The following is a 21,419-nucleotide window of genomic DNA, read 5'->3' on the forward strand; positions in this document are numbered from 1 at the left end:
TTTCAACAACGCGCAGAGTACCTGTCAGTCATCGAAGATAACTATGGGAGGCAAGAGCCGTTATCCACTGTGTATATGACCGTCTCTGTACTTTTGGCTAACGGTGATTGTATTGAAAGAGGTGGAGCCAAATTATCATTGAGTGTTTGGTTTGAACAACAAATATTTCTCAGTCTCAATCGGAGTTACATCAGCTCTCATTTTTGCATCATGGTTACAGATACAAAAAAGGCCCCACAACGTGGAGCCTTAAACAATAAGCGATGGTTGGTATTATCAGGTTGTCAGAGCAAGGATTGCGCCTGGCAGAATGATGAATACAGACATCAGGTAGCCACCCACAACGGCTTTGTTCTTGATAGCAAGCTCTGAAATCATTTCAGCGCCTTTTACTGGGATTTCACGTAAGAACGGAATACCAAAGATAAACAGTGTCGCCAAAATATTAAAGGTTAAGTGTACTAGCGCAATCTGAAGAGCAAACACAGCAAACTCACCAGATACTGCGGTAGCTGCAAGTAGCGCAGTGATACATGTACCGATGTTCGCACCTAGAGTGAATGGGTAAATGTCACGAACTTTAAGAACACCAGTACCTACAAGTGGAACCATCAAGCTTGTTGTTGTTGATGAAGATTGTACCAACACCGTCACGATCGAGCCTGATACGATACCGTGGATAGGACCACGACCAATTGCATTCTTCAGAATATCGCGAGCACGGCCAACCATTAGGCTCTTCATTAGCTTACCCATTACTGTGATAGCAACGAAGATTGTAGCGATACCTAAAGCAATTAGAGCCACGCCACCCATGGTGTCACCAAATGTTGATAGCGGTTCTTTGATAGCAGAAACAACAGGCTTAGTGATTGGCTTGATGAAGTCAAAACCCTTCATGCTCATGTCGCCAGTGTTCAATAGTGGCGAAACCAACCAGTGAGAAATTTTCTCTAGAATGCCGAACATCATTTCCAAAGGAAGGAAGATCAGAACAGCAAGAAGGTTAAAGAAGTCGTGGATCGTCGCACTAGCAAATGCGCGCTTGAATTCTTCCTTACAACGTACGTGACCTAGTGAAACCAAAGTATTGGTCACCGTGGTACCAATATTGGCACCCATTACCATTGGAATCGCTGTCTCTACAGGTAGACCACCTGCAACTAAGCCCACAATAATAGAAGTTACAGTACTTGAGGATTGGATTAGGGCTGTTGCTACTAGGCCGATCATAAGACCAGCGATAGGGTGAGATGCAAACTCAAACAATACTTTTGCTTGGTCGCCAGTTGCCCATTTGAAACCGCTACCAACCATAGATACTGCTAGAAGAAGCAGATACAGCATGAATGCCAAGTTAGCCCAGCGTAACCAACGAGTCGTGCTCGAGATTGGCGCTGCTGTTGAAGTAGCTTGGTTCATCATAATTTTCTCCGTTGACCTTTAAGTTCGTTTTTCGGTCTTAAGTTGAAACTTCGGGCGATGTTAGAGAACAAATATTTCAGTAATATTACAGATTGATTTCTGTGGGCACTTTTTATTGTGCTTTTTAATAATTCAAAAAAAATAGCGGATTATCCTGTTTTAATTTATTGAAAAATATAGGCTTTATTGGTTTTATAAACTGAGATTTTTTTGATGATAATTCGATAAAAAGTGCGTTTTACTTCAAGTTTTATGACAGTAGTGAGATTGTATTTTCGGTAAAACTTAATTTTAGTTGGTTAAAGTGATGGTTTTGCCGAATATCTTGTCTGTCTCTGTCACATTTGGTATAAAAAGCATCACCTTCTTTTCTGGAATTGGCCGATGTCACATCTAAATTACAACCATCTTTATTACTTCTGGATGGTGTGCAAGCAAGGCTCTGTTACCAAGGCCGCGGATGCGCTTTTTCTCACTCCTCAAACGGTGACCGGGCAAATTAAAGCGCTTGAAGAGCGGATGAAAGGTAAGCTAACCAAGCGAAACGGCCGTACTGTCGAACCAACAGAACTCGGACAATTGGTCTTCAAATATGCGGATCGTATGTTTGGTTTAAGCTATGAGATGCTTGATATTGTGAACTACAGTCAGCACTCCAATATTTTGTTTGAAGTTGGTGTCGCCGATGCGCTGTCAAAACGGCTAGTTAGTAAAGTGCTGATGACAACCGTGCCTGAAGACAACAGTATCCACTTACGTTGTTACGAGTCGACGCACGAACTGTTATTAGAACGGCTATCGCAGCACAAGTTGGATATGATTCTTTCTGATTGCCCGGTGGACTCGACGCAAAGCCCAGGCCTTTATAGTAAGAAGCTTGGCGAGAGTAGCATGAGTTTCTTTGCATCTTCTGACATTCCAGACGTGAAGTTCCCTGAAATTTTGGAAAAGAAAAAGCTGTTGATCCCAGCAAGTCGAACGGCGATGGGGCGAAAAGTCATTCAATGGTTTGATCGCCAAGGATTACAACCTGATGTCTTGGGAGAGTTTGATGACGTCGCGTTGATGAAAGCCTTTGCGAGATACCGTGATGATGTGATCTTTTTGGCGCCGACGGTTTACATGTCAGAAATCGAAGATGACCGCAGCCTACAGTTGATCGGTCATGTTGAGGATTTGAAAGAAGAGTATTACGTTATTTTCGCCGAGCGAATGATTCAGCATCCTGCGGTAAAAAACGTATGTGATGCTGATTTCAGTCAAATGTTTGAGTAAACCCGTATCGTTGCTCAAATAAATAGATTACTATCGATAAAAATATAAATCTAAATGATACCTAAGTAATTCAAGATACTTGGTTTAGTGAGCAAAATTATTTCTCGTCGATAAAGCCCCAGTAAACACTGCTGGTGGGTTAAATTGATATATCGCTTTAAAGCCAAATTTAGAGGTTCTAATAAAGAAGACTCTGGAGAAGAATCTTGATGTCCTTAGAGATATTAAATCAGTGCAACACAACAAGCTGGCCAGGGTTGGAATAAGTAAGTTGTAGCTAGAGGTCCAACACATGAATCTACAAGAAATGGAGAAAAACTCCGCAAAAGCCGTCGTGTTGCTCAAAGCGATGGCAAACGAAAGACGCCTACAAATTCTTTGTATGCTGCATAACCAAGAGTTGTCCGTTGGGGAGCTGTGTACCAAACTGGAATTAAGCCAGTCGGCGTTATCGCAACATTTAGCTTGGCTTCGTCGTGACGAATTGGTCGCGACGAGAAAAGAAGCGCAAACGGTGTATTACACGTTAAAAAGTGATGAGGTGAAGACATTGATTCAAACCCTTCACGGTCTTTATTGCGCAAACTGATCGCACAGACTGAAATGCGTTAGGGTTATCTGTGTTGTTTAGGCAACGGTAGGTAACTGGCAGATTTGAGTCGTTCTAAATAACAAAAGCTGGCAGTGCCAGCTTTTTTCTTATCTTGGATTCGTGATTTGACGAATTTTATATATAAAAAAACCGACATAAAGCCGGTTTTTTCTTCACTGTAAAATCAAGTGTCTATTAAAGAGCTTTGATTTGTGCAGCGAAACGAGACTTATGGCGAGCTGCTTTATTCTTGTGAATAAGGCCTTTAGTTGCCATGCGGTCTAGGATAGGTGTAACTACAGCGAATGCAGCAGTTGCAGCTTCTTTGTCGCCTGCTTCGATAGCAGCAACAGTTTTCTTCATGTAAGTACGCATCATTGAGCGACGGCTAGCATTGTGCTGACGACGTTTCTCAGCTTGGATAGCGCGCTTCTTAGCAGATTTACTATTTGCCAAGGGTCTAACTCCCAAAAACTTAGTTCTGTGACAATTTAAGGGCGAGGAATATCCCTCATTTGCGCCTAAATGTCAAATGATTTGTGCAAAAACCCATCTAAACCAAAACAAATTTTGGTATGAAAGGTTATCGCGGTTAAGATGGCGGGGATTCTAACAGCATTTTTATACCAATGCTAATAATTATCCGCTTAGAACTAACAATAAACGGATATATTTTTGACGTCTATTTAGAGCCTCCACGAGCTTAACAGTATAGGGTTGGCTGTCTTATAGTGATATTCCGAGGTTACAGTGAGTAAACGACTACTCAAGTCAGGCATGATCGTCAGTGCTATGACATTAATTTCCCGTGTTCTGGGTTTAGTTCGCGATGTTGTAGTGGCAAATTTAATGGGGGCAGGAGCAAGCGCTGACGTCTTTTTCTTCGCCAACAAAATTCCGAATTTCTTACGACGTTTGTTTGCTGAAGGGGCTTTTTCTCAAGCGTTTGTCCCTGTTTTAACGGAGAATCACGCTCAAGGTGATATGGACAAAACACGCGAGTTGATTGCTCGTGCTGCCGGTACGTTAGGGGTTATTGTCTCTATTGTTACCGTGCTGGGCGTGCTGGGCTCTGGTGTGGTAACCGCGCTGTTTGGTTTTGGCTGGTTTTTAGATTGGATGCATGGTGGGCCTGCCGCAGAGAAATTTGAGCTAGCCAGTCTGATGCTCAAAATTACCTTCCCTTATTTATGGTTCATCACCTTTGTTGCGCTTTCCGGAGCCATTCTTAACACACTCGGCAAGTTTGCCGTCTCCTCATTCACTCCGGTCTTTTTGAATGTCATGATCATTCTGGCGGCTTGGTTTATCTCGCCACAGATGTCTCAACTGGAAATCGGTCTGGCTATCGGTGTGTTTTTAGGTGGTTTGGTTCAGTTCTTATTCCAAATTCCTTTCCTTATTAAAGCGGGCGTGATGGTTAAGCCTAAGTGGGGGTGGCGCGATCCTGGGGTGGTAAAAATCCGCACGTTGATGATTCCCGCTTTGTTTGGCGTCTCTGTCAGTCAAATCAACCTGCTATTTGATACTTTTATTGCCAGCTTTCTACAAACTGGCTCAATCAGTTGGTTGTATTATTCCGATCGTTTGTTGGAGTTCCCGCTGGGGCTGTTTGGTATTGCGATTGCGACGGTGATTTTGCCTGCGCTGTCTCGTAAACATGTGGACTCGCAGAGCGAAGGTTTTGCACATACCATGGATTGGGGCGTTCGCATGGTAACGCTGCTCGGGATTCCGGCGATGTTGGGTTTGATGGCGTTGGCGAAGCCGATGTTGATGGTGCTATTTATGCGCGGTGAGTTCTCTCCACAAGATGTGCACCAAGCGTCTCTGTCGTTGCTCGCTTACGCATCTGGCCTATTGAATTTCATGTTAATTAAAGTGTTGGCGCCAGGCTATTACTCACGTCAAGACACAAAAACGCCAGTGAAATACGGCATCATCGCGATGGTGACTAACATGGTGTTCAACGCAATTTTTGCCTATTTCTACGGTTACGTCGGCTTGGCTATTGCTACGGCATTGTCAGCGTTCGTCAACATGGCGCTGTTGTACCGAGGTCTGCACATTGCAGGTGTCTATCAAATCACTAAGCGTACCGTCTTCTTTATTATACGTTTGGTTATTGCTGGTGCTGCGATGGTTGCTGCGATCTTATGGCAATTGGAAGACATGTCGGTTTGGCTAGAGTGGAGCTTTGCTCACCGTAGCGGCATGTTAGGAATGTTAATTGGTCTAGGCGCCGCAGTTTACCTGGCGGTTCTATTTTTGACAGGCGTACGTTTAAAAGACCTAAAAGCTGGGACAGATTGAGGTTGATTAGTATATAATCCGTCAGTTTCACACAGTGCAAAGTAAAAACAGAGGCAGAACGCAGTATCCAATGGAACTGATTAGAGGCATTCATAATATCGCACCACACCATTATGGTTGTGTGTTGACGATCGGCAATTTCGATGGCGTACACAAAGGCCATCAACAAGTATTGCAGCAAGTGTCTGAGCAAGCGGAGAAACTTTCGTTACCGTCGGTTGTGATGACCTTTGAACCTCAGCCAATGGAGCTGTTTGCCAAAGACAAAGCGCCCGCAAGGTTGACGCGACTGCGCGACAAGTTCGTTCAATTAAGCAAGCTCGACATCGATCGTTTGCTTTGCGTCAACTTTAATCGCCATTTTGCCAGCCTGACAGCGGAAGAGTTTATCCGCGACTTGTTGGTCGAGCGTTTGGGTGTTAAGTTTCTTGTCGTTGGTGATGATTTCTGCTTTGGCAAAGGCCGTTTAGGTAACTTTGCTATGTTGCAGGAAGCTGGGGAAAAATACGGCTTTGAAGTCGTCAGTACCCAAAGCTTTTGTTTACAACAGTTACGAGTGAGTAGCACCGCGATTCGGGAAGCACTAGCTCGTGACGATTTGCATGCCGCACAAGAGATGCTGGGAAGAGATTACAGCATCAGCGGTCGCGTTTCACACGGAAGAAAGTTAGGAAGAACCATTGGATTCCCGACGGCCAATATTCCACTGAAACGTTGTGTTTCTCCGGTTTCCGGAGTCTATGTTGTTCAAGCGCTAGGCTTGGGTGATAAGCCAGTCGGTGGCGTGGCTAATATTGGCCAACGACCTACAGTAAATGGCGTTCGCCAACAGTTAGAAGTACACTTATTTGACTTTCATGCCAATTTATATGGCAAGCAACTAGAAGTGGAACTTTTGCACAAACTTCGAGATGAGCAAAAGTTTGAGTCGTTTGAAGCACTTAAACAACAAATCGAATTGGATGCTGAAGCAGCAAGGGTGTGGCTGCGTCAGCTTAAGAGTTGAACGGTTTATTCCACCGTTCGACATAATGTCTAATTTTCGCCCAATATAACGGAATTAAGAATCGATGAGTGAGTATAAAGATACCCTGAACTTACCTGAAACAGGGTTTCCAATGCGCGGCAACCTGGCTAATCGTGAGCCAGAAATGCTTGAGCGTTGGTACAAAGAAGATCTTTACGGTGAAATCCGTAAAGCTAAAAAAGGCAAAAAGTCATTCGTATTGCACGATGGCCCTCCTTACGCAAATGGTGACATTCACATTGGTCACGCACTAAACAAGATTCTTAAAGACATTATTATTAAATCCAAAACACTTTCAGGTTTTGACGCACCTTACATCCCAGGCTGGGACTGCCACGGTCTGCCAATCGAATTGATGGTAGAAAAGAAAGTAGGCAAACCAGGCCAAAAAGTAACGGCAGCGGAATTCCGCGAAAAATGTCGCGAATACGCAGCAGGTCAGGTTGAAGGTCAGAAAGAAAGCTTCAAGCGTCTTGGCATCATGGGTGAGTGGGATAAGCCATACCGCACTATGGATTTCGCAACTGAAGCGAACATCATTCGTGCGCTTGGTAAAATCGCAAGTAATGGTCACCTATTAAAAGGTTTCAAACCTGTTCACTGGTGTACGGATTGTGGTTCTGCACTTGCAGAAGCAGAAGTAGAATACAAAGATAAAGTATCGCCATCTATCGACGTACGTTTTAAAACAGCGGACGAAGCTGCGCTGCTATCTAAATTTGAATTGACTGAAGGTCACGAAGGTAAGGGTGACGTTTCAATCGTTATCTGGACAACCACTCCTTGGACTCTGCCGGCAAACCGCGCAGTATGTCTACGTGATGATCTTGAGTACGTGCTAATCCAAGTTGAGGGTGACAACCCTGAGCGTATTATCGTTGCTGCTGAATTGGCAAAAGATGTGATGGATCGCGCGGGTATCGAGCACTTCCATAACCTTGGTTTTGCGAAAGGTGCGGATTTAGAGCTTTCTCAGTTCCAACACCCATTCTACGATTTCACAGTTCCGGCGATCCTTGGTGATCACGTGACGACTGACTCAGGTACTGGTGTTGTTCACACGGCACCTGGCCATGGTCAGGAAGACTTTGCGGTTGGTCAAAAGTACAACCTAGAAGTGGCAAACCCAGTGGGCTCAAACGGTGTTTACCTACCAGACACTGAGCTTTTTGCTGGCCAGCACGTATTCAAAGCGAATGACGCTGTAGTAGAAACGCTAAAAGAAAAAGGTGCGCTACTACATCATCACGCTTACGAGCATAGCTACCCGCACTGTTGGCGTCATAAGACTCCAATCATCTTCCGCGCAACACCGCAATGGTTCGTATCAATGGACCAAGCTGGCCTACGTGCAAAAGCACTAGAGTCAATCAAAGGTGTTCAGTGGATGCCTGAGTGGGGTCAAAGCCGTATCGAAGGTATGATCGAAGGTCGTCCTGAGTGGTGTATCTCTCGTCAACGTACTTGGGGTGTTCCAATCGCTCTGTTTGTTCATAAAGAAACAGCAGAACTTCATCCAAACACGTTAGAGCTAATTGAAAAAGTAGCGAAGCTTGTTGAAGAAAAAGGCATCCAAGCATGGTGGGATGTAGACGCAGCTGAACTACTAGGCGACGAAGCAGAGCAGTACGAAAAAGTACTCGATACGCTAGACGTATGGTTCGATTCAGGTGTTACGCACTTCTCAGTTGTTGATGCTCGTGAAGAGTACAACGGTAACAGTGCCGACCTATACCTTGAAGGTTCTGACCAACACCGTGGTTGGTTCCAGTCTTCTCTAATTTCATCAATTGCGATGAAAGGTGTAGCGCCATACAAACAAGTTCTGACGCACGGCTTCGTGGTTGATGGTCACGGCCGTAAGATGTCTAAATCTATCGGTAACGTGGTTGCGCCAAAAGACGTAACGAACAAACTCGGTGCAGACATTTTGCGTCTATGGGTTGCTTCTACAGACTACACTGGTGAAGTTGCGGTTTCTGATGAAATCCTAAAACGCTCTGCAGATGCGTATCGTCGTATCCGTAACACAGCGCGTTTCTTCCTAGCGAACCTAAATGGCTTCAACCCAGCAACAGACATCGTTCCTGCTGAAGAAATGGTGGCGCTAGACCGTTGGGCTGTTGGTCGTGCACTTGCTGCGCAAGAAGAGATCATCAAAGCGTACGATGAATACAACATCCACGCCGTAACTCAGCGTCTAATGCAGTTCTGTTCTATCGAGATGGGCTCATTCTACCTAGACGTAATCAAAGACCGTCAGTACACAGCGAAGCAGGGCGGCCACGCTCAACGTAGCTGTCAGACTGCACTTTACTACATCGTAGAAGCACTAGTTCGTTGGATGGCGCCAATCATGTCATTCACCGCAGATGAGATCTGGAACGAGATGCCTGGCGAGCGCGAAAAATTCGTGTTCACAGGTGAGTGGTTCGATGGTCTATTTGGTCTAGCGGAAGGTGAAGAGCTGAACAACGAATTCTGGACTGAAATTCAGAAAGTTCGTGGTGCGGTGAACAAACTTCTTGAAGCGGCGCGTGCAGAGAAAACCATCGGTGGTGCACTACAAGCTGAGCTAACTCTATTTGCTGATGACGCACTAGCGGCGAAAATCAACAAGCTAGAAGACGAGTTACGCTTCGTGCTACTGACGTCTGCAGCAGCAGTTAAGCCTTTAAGCGAGAAATCTGACGCGGCACAAGCAACAGACATCGAAGGTCTGTTTGTTGAAGTGAAAGCGACAGAAGCTGAGAAGTGTGATCGTTGTTGGCACCACACGCCAGACGTAGGCACAATTGCGGGTCACGAGAAGATTTGTGGTCGCTGTGTATCTAACGTTGATGGCGAAGGTGAAGTACGTAAATTCGCGTAATTGCCTAGAACGACTGAACTTTTTTTAAAATTAACAGCCCCAGTATTTACTGGGGCTGTTTGTAGGTAAAGTAATGAGTGAAAAAGCACTGACGTTAAAGCAATCAGGTGTACGTTGGCTGTGGCTAGCGATTGTGATTTTTTTTGCCGATATAGGTATTAAATACGTTGTCATGAACAACATGGGATATGGTTGGGCAAACCGAATTGAAATTTTGCCTTTCTTCAACCTTCTCTATGTTCATAACTATGGCGCAGCTTTCAGCTTTTTGAGCGATCAAGCGGGTTGGCAACGTTGGTTGTTTACCGGTATCGCATTTATAGTCACAGGTCTTTTGACCTATTGGATGAGTAAGCTTCCTGCAAAAGAAAAGTGGAACAACATTGCTTACGCCATGATTATTGGCGGTGCAGTTGGCAACGTATTTGACCGCGTGATCCATGGTTTTGTGGTCGATTACTTAGACTTCTACTGGGGCAATTATCACTGGCCGGCATTTAACCTTGCTGATATGGCGATTTGTCTTGGTGCGGCGATGATTATCCTAGACGGCTTTCGCAAGAAAGACACAGCAAAAGCCTAAATCGTGGCCATGTATATTGGAAAAGTCGAATAACCCTAAGCGTCGTCCGTTGATTCGTACGACGCTTTTTATTATGTTGGAGCGCAAATCCGCACATCAGTGTATAAAAAGACAAAGCGGATAGACGTAATGACCCAAGAACAAGGAAGCAGTAACGTGACAACAATAACGAATGATTCGGTAGTAACCCTGCACTTTACGATCAAAATGAAAGATGGTTCGGTGGCAGACAGCACTCATAATATGGGCAAACCAGCGAAATTTGTGATGGGTGACGGCAGCCTGAGTGAGAACTTCGAGCAGTGCTTGGTGGGGCTCCAATCTGGTGAGAACAAAGCGATTGAACTCAAAGCGCAAGATGCTTTTGGTATGCCTAATCCAGACCATATTCATCATATGGATCGCACCAAATTTGTTGGTGAAGCGGAAGTTGAAGTCGGTACTATCATGGCTTTCAGTGGCCCTGATGGTATGGAAATTCCGGGCATCATTACTGAGATTGCTGGCGATTCGGTAACGGTAGACTTTAATCACCCTCTAGCGGGACAAGACGTGACTTTCGAAGTCGAAATTTTGTCAGTAGAATAGCCAACCCAATAAAAGATAATTTCCATGAGCAATGAAATGAAAATCCTATTAGCTAACCCACGCGGTTTTTGTGCTGGTGTTGACCGTGCGATTAGCATCGTAGAGCGTGCGCTAGAGCTGTATCAGCCACCGATTTATGTTCGCCATGAAGTGGTACATAACCGTTTTGTGGTTGAGGGGCTAAAGCAACGAGGCGCTATCTTCGTTGAAGAGCTACATGAAGTGCCTGACAACAACATCGTGATTTTCTCTGCTCATGGTGTATCGCAAGCGGTTCGCCAAGAAGCAAAACAGCGTGATCTGACGGTATTTGATGCAACCTGCCCATTGGTAACGAAAGTTCATATGGAAGTTGCGCGTGCAAGCCGCCGCAATATGGAAGTGGTTCTGATTGGTCATGCTGGTCACCCAGAAGTCGAAGGTACCATGGGTCAGTACTCAAGCGAAACTGGCGGCATGTACTTAGTGGAAACTCCTGCGGACGTTGAGAAACTAAAAGCGATCGTGAAAGATCCATCGGATCTGCACTATGTAAGCCAAACCACATTGTCTGTCGATGAAACCGCTGATGTGATTGAAGAGCTACGCCGCGTATTTCCTGACATCCAAGGTCCACGTAAAGACGATATTTGTTACGCAACACAAAACCGCCAAGATGCCGTGCGAGAGCTGGCTGGTGATGTGGATGTAATGGTGGTTGTGGGTTCTAAGAATTCTTCAAACTCTACTCGTCTTAAAGAGTTGGCTGAGAAACTTGGCACGCCTGGTTACTTGACTGATTGTCCTGAAGATATCAAGCCAGAGTGGTTTGAAGGCAAGACAAAAGTAGGTGTGACAGCGGGTGCTTCTGCGCCAGAAGAGTTGGTGAATCAGATTCTTGAGCGTATCAAAGAGCTAGTGGGTGCACGTTCAGTCGATGAAGTCTTAGGTCGAGAAGAAAACATGTTCTTCGAAGTACCAAAAGAGCTGCAAATCAAGCAAGTGGACTGATATCCATTTATCGAATATTCAAAAGGCGACCTCAAGGTCGCCTTTTTTGATCGCATGTTTCGCTCATATTCGGCACTTAATGGCTGATACCTAGCATCTCTTTGAGTACTTTGAGGTAACGACGGCTTACTGGAATCTCAAAGCCTGTTTTAGTGATGATTTCGGCTAGACCATTTTCCAGCAGCTTGATTTCACTGATGGCCTTAATGCTCACTAAATATTGGCGATGACAACGCACTAAGGGCGTTTTTTCTTCCAGTGTTTTTAACGTGAGCTGAGTGCTTGCTGTTTGGCTGGTGGAACGTACATGCACACCGCTAATATCGCTATAAGCACATTCCACCGTCTCGGTTGCCATGATCACAATCCGATTGTGTCCAATACAAGGAATTTGATCCAAAGTATCGGGTGTAATCGCAGACAGTTGTTGAGTTAACGCTGATTGACTGATCACCTTGTTTAGGCGCTTAACGGTTTTGTTCAAGCGGCATGGGTCGACAGGTTTGAGGAGATAGTCAAACGCGTTGTCTTCAAAAGCTTGGATTGCGTATTGGTCATAAGCGGTAACAAAAACCACATACGGCATGGTTTCAGGGTCGAGCATGCCAAGCAGCTCGATCCCAGTTACTTGAGGCATTTGGATATCTAAGAACACCACATCAGGTTTGAGCTCGTTGATTTTTTTGAGGCCCAAGATGGCATTGGACGCATCACCGACCACCTCCACTTGACCTGTTTCATCCAAGAGCTCTGCCAGCTCTTCTCGAGCAAACTGTTCATCATCAATGACGAGTGCGGTTAACATCCAACATTACCTTTATTGCTGCTGATTGGGTTTATGATTTCGGGGGAATGATAAAGCTCATTTTAGTAAATTGATGCGTCACACACGCAATTTTTAGCGCTGAGTCACGCCCAAATTGATTAGTGAGACGTTTGTCTACAATTTCCAAGCCTAAACCTGAGTGGTTGTCTTTTGGTGGCTGGAAACTGCCTGCGTTGTCCTCGACCGTAATCAGGTGTCCTTGAGGGTGCGCTTCGCTGTAAATTTTAACTTTTCCACCTTCAAGCATATTGGAGATGCCGTGTTTGATGGCATTTTCCACCAAGGGTTGAAGTGTAAAACTTGGCAGCTTGATATCGAGCAACTCTGGGTCGATATCTATTTCTACTTCCAAGCGATCCGTGAAGCGTGCTTTTTCGATACTGAGGTAAGAATTGACGTGTGCAAGCTCTTCTTTCAGCGTCACCGTATTGATGTTCTGTTTTAAGTTACTGCGGAAGAAATGCGACAAGTTTTGGATAAGCTCACGGGCTTTATCTGGGTCGCGGCGTGTAATTGCACTGATGGTATTGAGCGCGTTAAACAAAAAGTGAGGGTTTACCTGCGCGTGCAGCAGTTTGATTTCTGCCTGCGCTAACAGCGCTTGTTGTTGTTGATAATCGCCATACAAAATTTGGCTGGAGAGCAACTGAGCTATCCCTTCTGCCATTGACATGTTGGCGGTTGAGAACAGCTTACGCTTAGGTTCATAGAGTTTGATTGTTCCGATGACCGCCTTACCCGCTCGCAATGGAATGATCAACGCCGAACCGAGTTTGCAATCTTTCGCCAAAGAACACTGGTACGGACGCTCTGTACCATCAAGGTAGATGATGTCATTTTTTTCCATCGAATCTAATGTGCTTTGCGATGAAATAGGTGTATTCGGTCTATGGTGGTCATCGCCAATACCGACAAACGCCAAAATCTTCTCTTGGTCAGTAATTGCAACTGCGCCAACCTTGGTTTCTTCGTAAATGATACGAGCGATTTTTTCTGCATTCTCGGTGTTAAAACCGTTGCTCAAAATGCCTACGGAGCGATCGGCGATGGTAAGCGCGCGGCGTGAAAAGGTAGCGGAGTACTTTTCAAAAATGGTTTTTCTATCTTGTAGGATGCTCATGAAAAGTGCGGCACCGAACGAGTTGGCAATGATCATCGGAGCGGCAATCGCTGACACCAGTTCGTAGGCTTGGTCGAAGGGTTTGGCTACCGCCAACAACAAAATCATCTGCACAACTTCGGCAACAAATGTCACGCTGAACACCACGCTTGGGTTGAACAGCAATGCGCCCTTGTTGCGTTTGATAAGGTAGACATGTAACAAGCCACCAATCACGCCTTCAGCAGTGGTTGAAATAGCACAGGCTAGGTCGGTAAAGCCACCAAGTGAATAACGATGAATCCCGCCGGTTAAGCCGACAGCAAAACCGACTACTGGCCCGCCGAACAACCCGCCCATGACAGCGCCAATGGCACGCGTGTTGGCGATCGCATCATTGATGTGCAGGCCAAAGTACGTCCCGAGGATACAAAAGCCAGAAAAGAGCACGTAGCAAATCAAACGATGGCTAAGGCGAGACGAAATACTCAGTAGCGGTAAGATGATGGGTGTTTTACTCAGCATGTAAGCCAAGACTAAGTAAACACACATTTGCTGCAAGAGAGAGATAACCAGTTCCATAGCGAACCTAACCTGAAATTAATGTTGTTATTGTATACCTAAACAACCTCAAGGTTTTATCGGCCTTTAAAGTCATTTAGGTATAAAACAAAAAGAGCCTGCAAACGGCAGGCTCCTTGTCTTAACCAGTCAATATGAGGTTGGCTTACGCAGTTTCTGTTACTGCTTGTGGTTTTTCTTCATCCGCCAGTTCAGATTCGCCTTTACCTTTAGAGGTTTTGATAACGTAACCTGTAACGACTAGGGAGAAGATGACACCCGCGATAGTCGACACTTGCATTGGTAGGCCGAAACCTAGTGAGCTGTTGTTTAGGATGAAAGTCACACATACTGTGGTCATGAACATTGCAGGGATAGTTGTAATCCAGTGCAGTTTGTTGTGACGCAGTAGGTAAGCTGACGCAGTCCACAACATCATTACTGCTGTTGTTTGGTTTGCGAAGCCGAAGTAACGCCAGATGATGCCAAAGTCTACTTGAGTCAACACACCACCGATAACGAATAGCGGCACAGCCATTAGTAGACGGTTACGTAGTGTTTTCTGTTCCATGTTGAAGTATTCAGCAAGGATTAGACGGCTTGAACGGAATGCTGTGTCACCTGATGTGATTGGTAGGATAACCACACCTAGGAAAGCAATGATACCGCCGAATACACCTAGTAGGCCAAATGACGCGCTGTATACCACGTTACCAGGACCACCGTTTTTCACTGCTTCAGAAAGCGCTTCTAGAGAGCCGAAGAATGATAGTGCGATAGCACACCAGATTAGAGCGATAACACCTTCACCAATCATTGCACCGTAGAATACGAAGCGACCGTTTTTCTCGTTTTCCATACAACGCGCCATTAGTGGAGACTGAGTTGCGTGGAAGCCAGAGATTGCACCACAAGCGATAGTGATGAACAGCGCAGGCCATAAAGGCATGTCATTTGGATTTAGGTTAGAGAACATGTCTGTTACTTGGAAATCACCCATCACTGTGTGCTCGCTAGATAGAGCAACCGCAGTCATTAGACCAACCGACATGAAGATAAGTAGTGCGCCAAATAGGGGGTAGAAACGACCGATGATCTTATCTACTGGAACGATTGTCGCAATGATGTAGTAAGCAAAAATAACCACAACCATTGTTGTCATGCTTACGTTTAGGCTGGTTTGATCATTGATTAGGTTTGTGATCATGCCCGCTGGCGCTGATACGAATACCACACCAACAAGAAGCAACAGGACAATGGCAAAGATATTCATAAAGTGTTTTGCGCCATTACCTAGGTAGCGACCAGTAATCGTTGGCACTGATGCACCGCCGTTACGCACTGAAAGCATACCTGAGAAGTAATCGTGTACGGCACCTGCAAAGATACAACCTACAACAATCCAAAGCATTGCGGCTGGGCCGTAAAGTGCACCCATGATTGGGCCAAAGATAGGACCTACGCCAGCGATGTTAAGTAGCTGAACTAGGTAAACCTTCTTTGTTGACATTGGAACAAAGTCAACACCATCCGTTTTGGTGTGTGCAGGGGTTTGGCGTTTCTCATTGATGCCGAAAATTTTCTCAACGAAAGCACCGTAGATGAAGTATCCGCCGATGAGGGCAGCGACACAAGTTAGAAACCACATCATAGCAATTGTCCTTGGTTGGGTAGGGTAATTTTTTAATCTCAGGGTGCATGTTATGCGCTACTTTTGTTAAATGCATTCGCTTAGTAGATGAGTGGTCGAATAGAGTAGCGAGTGGTCGATATACCGATTGAGTGGTTTGTGATACTCGTGAGTGGCGCGTTTCATCATTAAGTGGTTTAACGGCTGCGTGAGTGGCGAAATCTGGGTGTTGAGCGGCAGATTCTGAGAATTAGTGATAAGCTTGTTTTGAAAACAATCAGTTAAGGAAGAGTTATGAAAAAAGCGACGTTGGGGTTGGCGCTGGTATTATTGGCTGGGTGTGCTGCAACCACGGAAGATCTCGCCAAATCGGGTGATTGGTATCAGATTGGTTATCAAGATGGCATCGCAGGACACACTTCTCGTAGTGTAAAAGAGCTGAAAACGTTGGGCACTGCCAACCCTGGTGATTATGATCGTGGCTATTTGGAAGGTGTCGCTGAATATTGCAATCCAGATTTTGCTTATCAAATGGGTCTATCTGGCCAATATTATGAGGGGGTCTGTGAGGGCACTGAGCAAGCGCAAAAATTCCGTATGGAATGGCAACGAGGCTGGAACGAATACAGTAATTAATAAATACAGCAATTAACGCCAAGACTCACTGTGTTTCATAATCAAGACGATAGTTTGGCTTGTTGAACTTCTGACAATTCTATCGGATCGCTTTGGTCTACTTGGCTCATTGAGATTGAGTAATAAGTGATATTGAAATATGAAAAAGTACTTTTTAGTTGCGTTAGTATTACTGCCGCTAACCGCAAGTGCCGGCAATGTGCTGAAAGATACGATCAAAGCGAAACGCAAATACGACCATAACAAGCATCAGATTACGAATACGCTCAATAATACCAAGCGGGATATTGAAGATCTCACCAACGGGACTTACGTGCAAAACAAAATGAAACGGGAAGTAAACGAGGCGACAAGCCAGTACACGAATAAAGTGGAACGCGTTAAAAATGCCACTGATCCAGACCAGATCAAGCGTAAGGTGAATAACGAGTTAAATCGCGAATTTGATGAGTGGTTGTATGACGAGGATTGATGCTTGATGTATCAGCTCCGGCAAAAAGATAAGGTGGCCCATGAGCCACCTTTTTACTGTCCAACCTTCTTACATTAGGTCAGCTTGCTTTGTGGCTTTCTACCGCTTTACGCAAGAAGCCGTCTTGATGATGAAGGTGCTGACGCGCGGACTCGATATCAAGATCGGTCAAGATCATTAAGATCGCCAGTTTCACCTCATAATTGGTCTGCTTAAGTACCTCGGTTGCCTCTTCTTTAGTGCACTCCGTCGCCTGCATAACAATGCGAGCAGCACGCGCGACCAATTTGTTGTTGGTCGCTTTCACGTCCACCATCAAGTTTTGGTAGCTCTTACCTAAACGGATCATACTTGCTGTAGTGAGCATGTTGAGCACCAACTTTTGCGCGGTGCCTGATTTTAAGCGAGTGGACCCCGTCAAGGCTTCTGGGCCAACAACGGGACTTATTGCGATATCAGCAATATCTGCGATAGGAGAATCCGGATTGCACGACAACGCAACGGTAGTTGATCCAATCGTATTCGCGTATTCCAAACCGCCAATCACATAAGGTGTACGACCACTGGCTGCTATTCCTACCAGTACATCATTGCTGCTGAAGTCGATATCCTTTAAATCTTGCTCACCAAGTTGAGGTGAGTCCTCTGCACCTTCTTTGGCTTTTAGTATCGCTTCTGGGCCACCAGCGATAAGGCCGATCACCATTTTGTCCGATACGCCAAACGTTGGTGGGCATTCCGAGGCATCCAGTACACCTAAACGGCCGCTCGTGCCTGCACCCATATAAATTAAGCGTCCACCCACTTTAAAGGCGTCGGTGATCTTATCGACCGCTTGAGCAATCTCAGGCAGCACTTTTTCAACGGCAAGCGGAACGAGTTTGTCCTGTTGGTTGATGCGTTGAACAATATCGAGAGAAGGCAGCAAGTCGATGTCCATGGTATCTGGATTTCGCCCTTCAGATACCAGATGGGATAAAGCTGCGATAAGTGCATCGTTCGTCATAATGAATTAAGCCTTTTTGTTTAGGGTCTATTGCCCTTAATTTTTTGAATAGAGCACACCAAGTGAAGCGAGGCGACTTGCCCCTGTGACTTCCGGTAAATTGCTAGGGAGGCCATGAATATGGCGCTGCGCAAGCCAAGCAAACGCCATTGCTTCCATGTAGTCGCCATCAACGCCTTTATCGGTAGTGGTTGACACATGCCATTGGGGGAGAAGTTCCGTTAAACGTTGCATCAACAGTGGGTTGCGTGCACCGCCGCCGCAAACCAACAGCTGAGGTGTCTCGCCATACGTGAACTTTGTTACGTCATGCGCAATAGTGATCGCGGTGTATTCGCACAAGGTGCGTTGGACGTCTTCGACGGATACATTGTAATTGGCTAACTGGTGATGTAGCCAATCCATGTTGAACAGTTCACGTCCAGTACTCTTCGGGGCTGACATTGCGAGATAAGGCTCTTTAAGTAAATGAGCCAGCAATGCTTCGTTGACGCTGCCTCGCTGGGCAAGTTGCGCGTCTTTGTCGAAACCGTGACCAGTATGTCGCTCACACCATGCGTCCATCAACATATTGCCCGGCCCTGTATCGTAGCCGTGCACGGGTTGCTGCGGATGCAAAACCGAAATGTTGGCAATGCCGCCGATGTTTAGCACGACCGTTGTGGAATCTTGCATGGCAAAGATGCTTTTGTGAAAAGCGGGAACCAGTGGGGCACCTTGTCCACCTAGCGCCATGTCTTTACGACGAAAATCCGCTACCGTATCAATGCCTGTTTTGACCGCGATAATGTTGGCATCGCCCAATTGAGTGGTAAAGGGTAACTCTCCAGTAGGTTGGTGGAATACCGTTTGACCGTGATTACCAATCGCACGAATTTGTTCTGCGACGTAACCAGACTTATTGAGTAGCTGCAACACGGCATCTGCAAATAGGTGGCCGAGCTGGTGGTCAAGTTCACCGATGGCTTTTAAGTTTGTCGCTTGACCGGTACAAACCGATAACAGCATTTCTTTCATCGCCGCAGGCATTGGATAGTCGTCGTGCGCAATTAAGCGAACGTGATTATCTGTAATCTCAACCAGAGCGGTATCAACGCCGTCCATACTGGTTCCAGACATCACACCAATGTACAGTTCGTTAAATTTCATAGCCGATCTCGTCAATTCTTCATTCACTTATTGTAAAGCAAATCTGAAGCGAATAACCTCATCGAATACGAGATATTCAGCCGATTTTGAGGAGAAAAAATGGGACCGTTATGGGTTGACGTTGCGGGTTATGAACTGACCGCAGAAGACAAAGAAATTCTGGAACATCCTACGGTTGGTGGCTTGATCCTATTTACTCGTAACTATCATGATAGTGAACAGCTTCAAGCACTTACTCAATCTATTCGCAAAGCGGTGAAACGCCCATTCCTGATTGGTGTGGATCAAGAGGGCGGGCGAGTACAACGCTTTCGTGAAGGTTTCTCGTTAATCCCTGCCGCCGACGAATACGCCAAACATCACAATGGCGAAGAGCTAGCACGTATGGGCGGTTGGCTAATGGCAGCCGAGTTGATTGCTCACGACATCGATTTAAGCTTTGCACCCGTGCTCGACAAAGGTCATCAATGTAAAGCGATCGGTAACCGTGCATTTGGTGAAGATGCCGATACCATCCTTCGTTATAGCACCGCTTATATGCAGGGTATGAAGAGCGTAGGAATGGCGACGACCGGAAAACACTTCCCGGGTCATGGTGGTGTGATTGCTGACTCACATTTAGAAACGCCATACGACGAACGCAGCGACATTTTTGAACAAGACATGGCTATCTTCAAAGCGCAAATTGATGCCGGTATTTTAGATGCCATGATGCCTGCTCACGTGATTTTCCCAAACTACGATTCTCAGCCCGCAAGTGGTTCTGAATACTGGTTGAAACACGTTTTACGTCAACAGCTTGGTTTTAAAGGCTTAATTTTCTCCGATGATTTGACGATGGAAGGCGCAGCGATCATGGGCAGCCCCGCCGAGCGTGGGGCTCAAGCCATGAAAGCCGGTTGCGATATGCTATTGATGTGTAATAAGCGTGAAGCACAAGTTGAAGTGTTGGATAACTTGCCTGTTTCAACCGTGCCACTGGCGGATGCGCTACTCAAAAAACAGTCGTTTTCTTTAAGCGATCTCAAATTGTCTCATGAGTGGAAAGCGGCGAGTGAAGCGATGAAACGCTTGACCAGCTAAACCTCTCGTAAACTGTTAAAAACACCAATTAGAAGCCAAAGCTCATTAGACTTTGGCTTTTTTGTGTGTAAATTTATTTTTACAGTAAATGTTTTTTATTGTGTACGCTTGTTTTTCTTTTTTAGCCTGTTATCTTGTCGTTAAAGCTTAGTTGTCTCGCCAAGGATTTGGTTGGGTGTAAAAATAAATATACAGGTTTGAATTATGCAAAAAAGTGAGTTGAGCAATATTAACATCAGCGATGAACAGGTTCTTATTACGCCAGATGAGCTAAAAGTGAAGCTTCCTCTTAGTGAAAAGGCGCGCCGTTTCATTCAAGAGTCTCGCCAAACCATCGCCAACATCATTCACAAAAAAGACCATCGCCTACTTGTCGTATGTGGACCATGCTCTATCCATGACATTGAAGCAGCAAAGGATTACGCGAAGCGTCTAAAAGCTCTTTCTGAACAACTAAGTGACCAACTGTATATTGTAATGCGTGTTTACTTTGAGAAACCGCGCACCACGGTCGGCTGGAAAGGCCTGATCAATGACCCACACCTAGACGGCAGCTTCGACATTGAACACGGTCTGCATGTAGGACGTGAACTGCTGGTGGAACTGGCGGAAATGGAAATCCCACTTGCAACCGAAGCACTTGACCCAATTAGCCCACAATACTTAGCCGATACTTTTAGTTGGGCAGCGATCGGCGCACGCACAACAGAATCACAAACACACCGTGAAATGGCTAGTGGTCTTTCGATGCCGATTGGCTTTAAGAATGGCACAGATGGTAGTTTGGCAACCGCAATCAATGCGATGCAGGCAGCCTCTTCTAGCCACCGCTTTATGGGTATCAACCGTGAAGGTCAAGTTGCGTTGCTCACAACCCAAGGTAACCCGAATGGCCACGTGATCCTACGTGGTGGTAAACAGACGAACTACGACTCAGTATCCGTTACGGAATGTGAACAGGAGATGGCGAAATCAGGTCTTGAAGCGTCATTGATGGTGGATTGCAGCCATGCAAACTCACGCAAAGATTACCGTCGTCAGCCATTGGTCGCAGAAGATGTGATTCACCAAATCCGTGAAGGGAACAAGTCGATCATCGGTTTGATGATCGAGAGCCACATCAATGAAGGTAATCAATCTTCTGATCTGGCGTTGGATGAGATGAAATACGGCGTATCTATCACTGACGCTTGTATTAATTGGGAGTCAACTGAGGCACTATTACGTCATGCACACGAAGAGCTGGTGCCTTTCTTAGAAAACCGCCTTAAAGGCTAAAACGGAACTTATTT

General features: G+C 45.6%; 19 protein-coding genes. 12 read left to right on the top strand and 7 right to left on the bottom strand.

Annotated features, from left to right (window positions below; all coding sequences use genetic code 11):
* Positions 1 to 276: 276 nt before the first annotated feature.
* Complete coding sequence (locus UF05_RS21885; RefSeq protein WP_005497177.1) at positions 277 to 1,425, bottom strand: Na/Pi symporter; 1,149 nt, start codon at positions 1,423 to 1,425, stop codon at positions 277 to 279.
* Positions 1,426 to 1,809: 384 nt separating this feature from the next.
* On the opposite strand from UF05_RS21885, the gene nhaR reads away from it, so the two are divergent.
* Positions 1,810 to 2,700: a transcriptional activator NhaR gene (gene nhaR / locus UF05_RS21890; RefSeq protein ID WP_005457134.1), complete on the top strand. Its 891-nt coding sequence runs from the start codon at positions 1,810 to 1,812 to the stop codon at positions 2,698 to 2,700.
* Between the two features lie 292 nt (positions 2,701 to 2,992).
* Positions 2,993 to 3,289, top strand: coding sequence for an ArsR/SmtB family transcription factor (locus tag UF05_RS21895; RefSeq protein WP_005461077.1), 297 nt, complete (start codon positions 2,993 to 2,995; stop codon positions 3,287 to 3,289).
* A gap of 198 nt (positions 3,290 to 3,487) precedes the next feature.
* Here UF05_RS21895 and rpsT read toward each other — a convergent pair whose 3' ends face one another.
* The gene (gene rpsT / locus UF05_RS21900) at positions 3,488 to 3,748 is read right to left on the bottom strand and encodes a 30S ribosomal protein S20 (RefSeq protein WP_005381938.1); all 261 of its coding nucleotides are present in this window, start codon (positions 3,746 to 3,748) and stop codon (positions 3,488 to 3,490) included.
* 294 nt (positions 3,749 to 4,042) lie between these two features.
* On the opposite strand from rpsT, the gene murJ reads away from it, so the two are divergent.
* From murJ to ispH, 6 genes are all read left to right on the top strand, one after another.
* Positions 4,043 to 5,605, top strand: a complete 1,563-nt coding sequence (gene murJ, locus UF05_RS21905) for a murein biosynthesis integral membrane protein MurJ (RefSeq protein ID WP_045544876.1) — start codon at positions 4,043 to 4,045, stop codon at positions 5,603 to 5,605.
* 70 nt (positions 5,606 to 5,675) lie between these two features.
* The gene (gene ribF / locus UF05_RS21910) at positions 5,676 to 6,611 is read left to right on the top strand and encodes a bifunctional riboflavin kinase/FAD synthetase (protein ID WP_005477935.1); all 936 of its coding nucleotides are present in this window, start codon (positions 5,676 to 5,678) and stop codon (positions 6,609 to 6,611) included.
* A gap of 64 nt (positions 6,612 to 6,675) precedes the next feature.
* Entirely contained in the window at positions 6,676 to 9,504 is a 2,829-nt protein-coding gene (ileS, locus tag UF05_RS21915; protein WP_005488293.1) for an isoleucine--tRNA ligase, read from the top strand.
* Positions 9,505 to 9,577: 73 nt separating this feature from the next.
* Positions 9,578 to 10,087, top strand: a complete 510-nt coding sequence (gene lspA / locus UF05_RS21920) for a signal peptidase II (RefSeq protein ID WP_045544877.1) — start codon at positions 9,578 to 9,580, stop codon at positions 10,085 to 10,087.
* 156 nt (positions 10,088 to 10,243) lie between these two features.
* Positions 10,244 to 10,675 carry an FKBP-type peptidyl-prolyl cis-trans isomerase gene (gene fkpB, locus UF05_RS21925; protein WP_011105680.1) on the top strand — a complete coding sequence of 144 codons (432 nt, stop codon included), beginning with the start codon at positions 10,244 to 10,246 and terminating at the stop codon, positions 10,673 to 10,675.
* Positions 10,676 to 10,699: 24 nt separating this feature from the next.
* Complete coding sequence (gene ispH / locus UF05_RS21930) at positions 10,700 to 11,665, top strand: 4-hydroxy-3-methylbut-2-enyl diphosphate reductase (protein ID WP_005460282.1); 966 nt, start codon at positions 10,700 to 10,702, stop codon at positions 11,663 to 11,665.
* 76 nt (positions 11,666 to 11,741) lie between these two features.
* Here ispH and btsR read toward each other — a convergent pair whose 3' ends face one another.
* The 3 genes from btsR to UF05_RS21945 form a co-directional block, all read right to left on the bottom strand.
* Entirely contained in the window at positions 11,742 to 12,470 is a 729-nt protein-coding gene (gene btsR / locus UF05_RS21935) for a two-component system response regulator BtsR (protein ID WP_005460295.1), read from the bottom strand.
* A 31-nt stretch (positions 12,471 to 12,501) separates the two neighbouring features.
* Entirely contained in the window at positions 12,502 to 14,172 is a 1,671-nt protein-coding gene (locus tag UF05_RS21940) for a sensor histidine kinase (protein WP_005488281.1), read from the bottom strand.
* 145 nt (positions 14,173 to 14,317) lie between these two features.
* Entirely contained in the window at positions 14,318 to 15,802 is a 1,485-nt protein-coding gene (locus UF05_RS21945) for a carbon starvation CstA family protein (RefSeq protein ID WP_005477897.1), read from the bottom strand.
* Positions 15,803 to 16,075: 273 nt separating this feature from the next.
* On the opposite strand from UF05_RS21945, the gene UF05_RS21950 reads away from it, so the two are divergent.
* Both UF05_RS21950 and UF05_RS21955 read left to right on the top strand, forming a co-directional pair.
* The gene (locus tag UF05_RS21950) at positions 16,076 to 16,417 is read left to right on the top strand and encodes a DUF2799 domain-containing protein (protein ID WP_005460271.1); all 342 of its coding nucleotides are present in this window, start codon (positions 16,076 to 16,078) and stop codon (positions 16,415 to 16,417) included.
* 139 nt (positions 16,418 to 16,556) lie between these two features.
* Complete coding sequence (locus tag UF05_RS21955; RefSeq protein WP_020904203.1) at positions 16,557 to 16,889, top strand: hypothetical protein; 333 nt, start codon at positions 16,557 to 16,559, stop codon at positions 16,887 to 16,889.
* A 79-nt stretch (positions 16,890 to 16,968) separates the two neighbouring features.
* Here UF05_RS21955 and murQ read toward each other — a convergent pair whose 3' ends face one another.
* Positions 16,969 to 17,895: an N-acetylmuramic acid 6-phosphate etherase gene (murQ, locus tag UF05_RS21960; RefSeq protein WP_045544878.1), complete on the bottom strand. Its 927-nt coding sequence runs from the start codon at positions 17,893 to 17,895 to the stop codon at positions 16,969 to 16,971.
* A 36-nt stretch (positions 17,896 to 17,931) separates the two neighbouring features.
* Positions 17,932 to 19,044 (bottom strand): anhydro-N-acetylmuramic acid kinase, encoded by a 1,113-nt coding sequence (locus tag UF05_RS21965; protein WP_025623550.1) that lies wholly within the window; start codon positions 19,042 to 19,044, stop codon positions 17,932 to 17,934.
* 99 nt (positions 19,045 to 19,143) lie between these two features.
* Here UF05_RS21965 and nagZ point away from each other — a divergent pair, with 99 nt between their 5' ends.
* A complete protein-coding gene (nagZ, locus tag UF05_RS21970) occupies positions 19,144 to 20,127 on the top strand; it encodes a beta-N-acetylhexosaminidase (protein WP_025505049.1) in 984 nt (327 codons plus the stop codon).
* Between the two features lie 204 nt (positions 20,128 to 20,331).
* On the top strand, positions 20,332 to 21,405 hold the full coding sequence (locus tag UF05_RS21975) for a 3-deoxy-7-phosphoheptulonate synthase (RefSeq protein ID WP_005488320.1): 1,074 nt from the start codon (positions 20,332 to 20,334) through the stop codon (positions 21,403 to 21,405).
* Positions 21,406 to 21,419 lie beyond the last annotated feature (14 nt).

Origin of the sequence: Vibrio sp. S457-15 (assembly GCF_000960545.1) — a bacterium.
GTDB classification, from domain to species: domain Bacteria; phylum Pseudomonadota; class Gammaproteobacteria; order Enterobacterales; family Vibrionaceae; genus Vibrio; species Vibrio parahaemolyticus.

What these genes read in the sequence shown, in the direction of transcription:
- UF05_RS21885 (WP_005497177.1), bottom strand. Translation starts at nt 1,425, where the DNA reads ATGATGAACCAAGCTACTTCAACAGCAGCGCCAATCTCGAGCACGACT.
- nhaR (WP_005457134.1), top strand. Translation starts at nt 1,810, where the DNA reads ATGTCACATCTAAATTACAACCATCTTTATTACTTCTGGATGGTGTGC.
- UF05_RS21895 (WP_005461077.1), top strand. Translation starts at nt 2,993, where the DNA reads ATGAATCTACAAGAAATGGAGAAAAACTCCGCAAAAGCCGTCGTGTTG.
- ribF (WP_005477935.1), top strand. Translation starts at nt 5,676, where the DNA reads ATGGAACTGATTAGAGGCATTCATAATATCGCACCACACCATTATGGT.
- ileS (WP_005488293.1), top strand. Translation starts at nt 6,676, where the DNA reads ATGAGTGAGTATAAAGATACCCTGAACTTACCTGAAACAGGGTTTCCA.
- lspA (WP_045544877.1), top strand. Translation starts at nt 9,578, where the DNA reads ATGAGTGAAAAAGCACTGACGTTAAAGCAATCAGGTGTACGTTGGCTG.
- ispH (WP_005460282.1), top strand. Translation starts at nt 10,700, where the DNA reads ATGAGCAATGAAATGAAAATCCTATTAGCTAACCCACGCGGTTTTTGT.
- btsR (WP_005460295.1), bottom strand. Translation starts at nt 12,470, where the DNA reads ATGTTAACCGCACTCGTCATTGATGATGAACAGTTTGCTCGAGAAGAG.
- UF05_RS21940 (WP_005488281.1), bottom strand. Translation starts at nt 14,172, where the DNA reads ATGGAACTGGTTATCTCTCTCTTGCAGCAAATGTGTGTTTACTTAGTC.
- UF05_RS21945 (WP_005477897.1), bottom strand. Translation starts at nt 15,802, where the DNA reads ATGATGTGGTTTCTAACTTGTGTCGCTGCCCTCATCGGCGGATACTTC.
- UF05_RS21950 (WP_005460271.1), top strand. Translation starts at nt 16,076, where the DNA reads ATGAAAAAAGCGACGTTGGGGTTGGCGCTGGTATTATTGGCTGGGTGT.
- UF05_RS21955 (WP_020904203.1), top strand. Translation starts at nt 16,557, where the DNA reads ATGAAAAAGTACTTTTTAGTTGCGTTAGTATTACTGCCGCTAACCGCA.
- murQ (WP_045544878.1), bottom strand. Translation starts at nt 17,895, where the DNA reads ATGACGAACGATGCACTTATCGCAGCTTTATCCCATCTGGTATCTGAA.
- UF05_RS21965 (WP_025623550.1), bottom strand. Translation starts at nt 19,044, where the DNA reads ATGAAATTTAACGAACTGTACATTGGTGTGATGTCTGGAACCAGTATG.
- nagZ (WP_025505049.1), top strand. Translation starts at nt 19,144, where the DNA reads ATGGGACCGTTATGGGTTGACGTTGCGGGTTATGAACTGACCGCAGAA.
- UF05_RS21975 (WP_005488320.1), top strand. Translation starts at nt 20,332, where the DNA reads ATGCAAAAAAGTGAGTTGAGCAATATTAACATCAGCGATGAACAGGTT.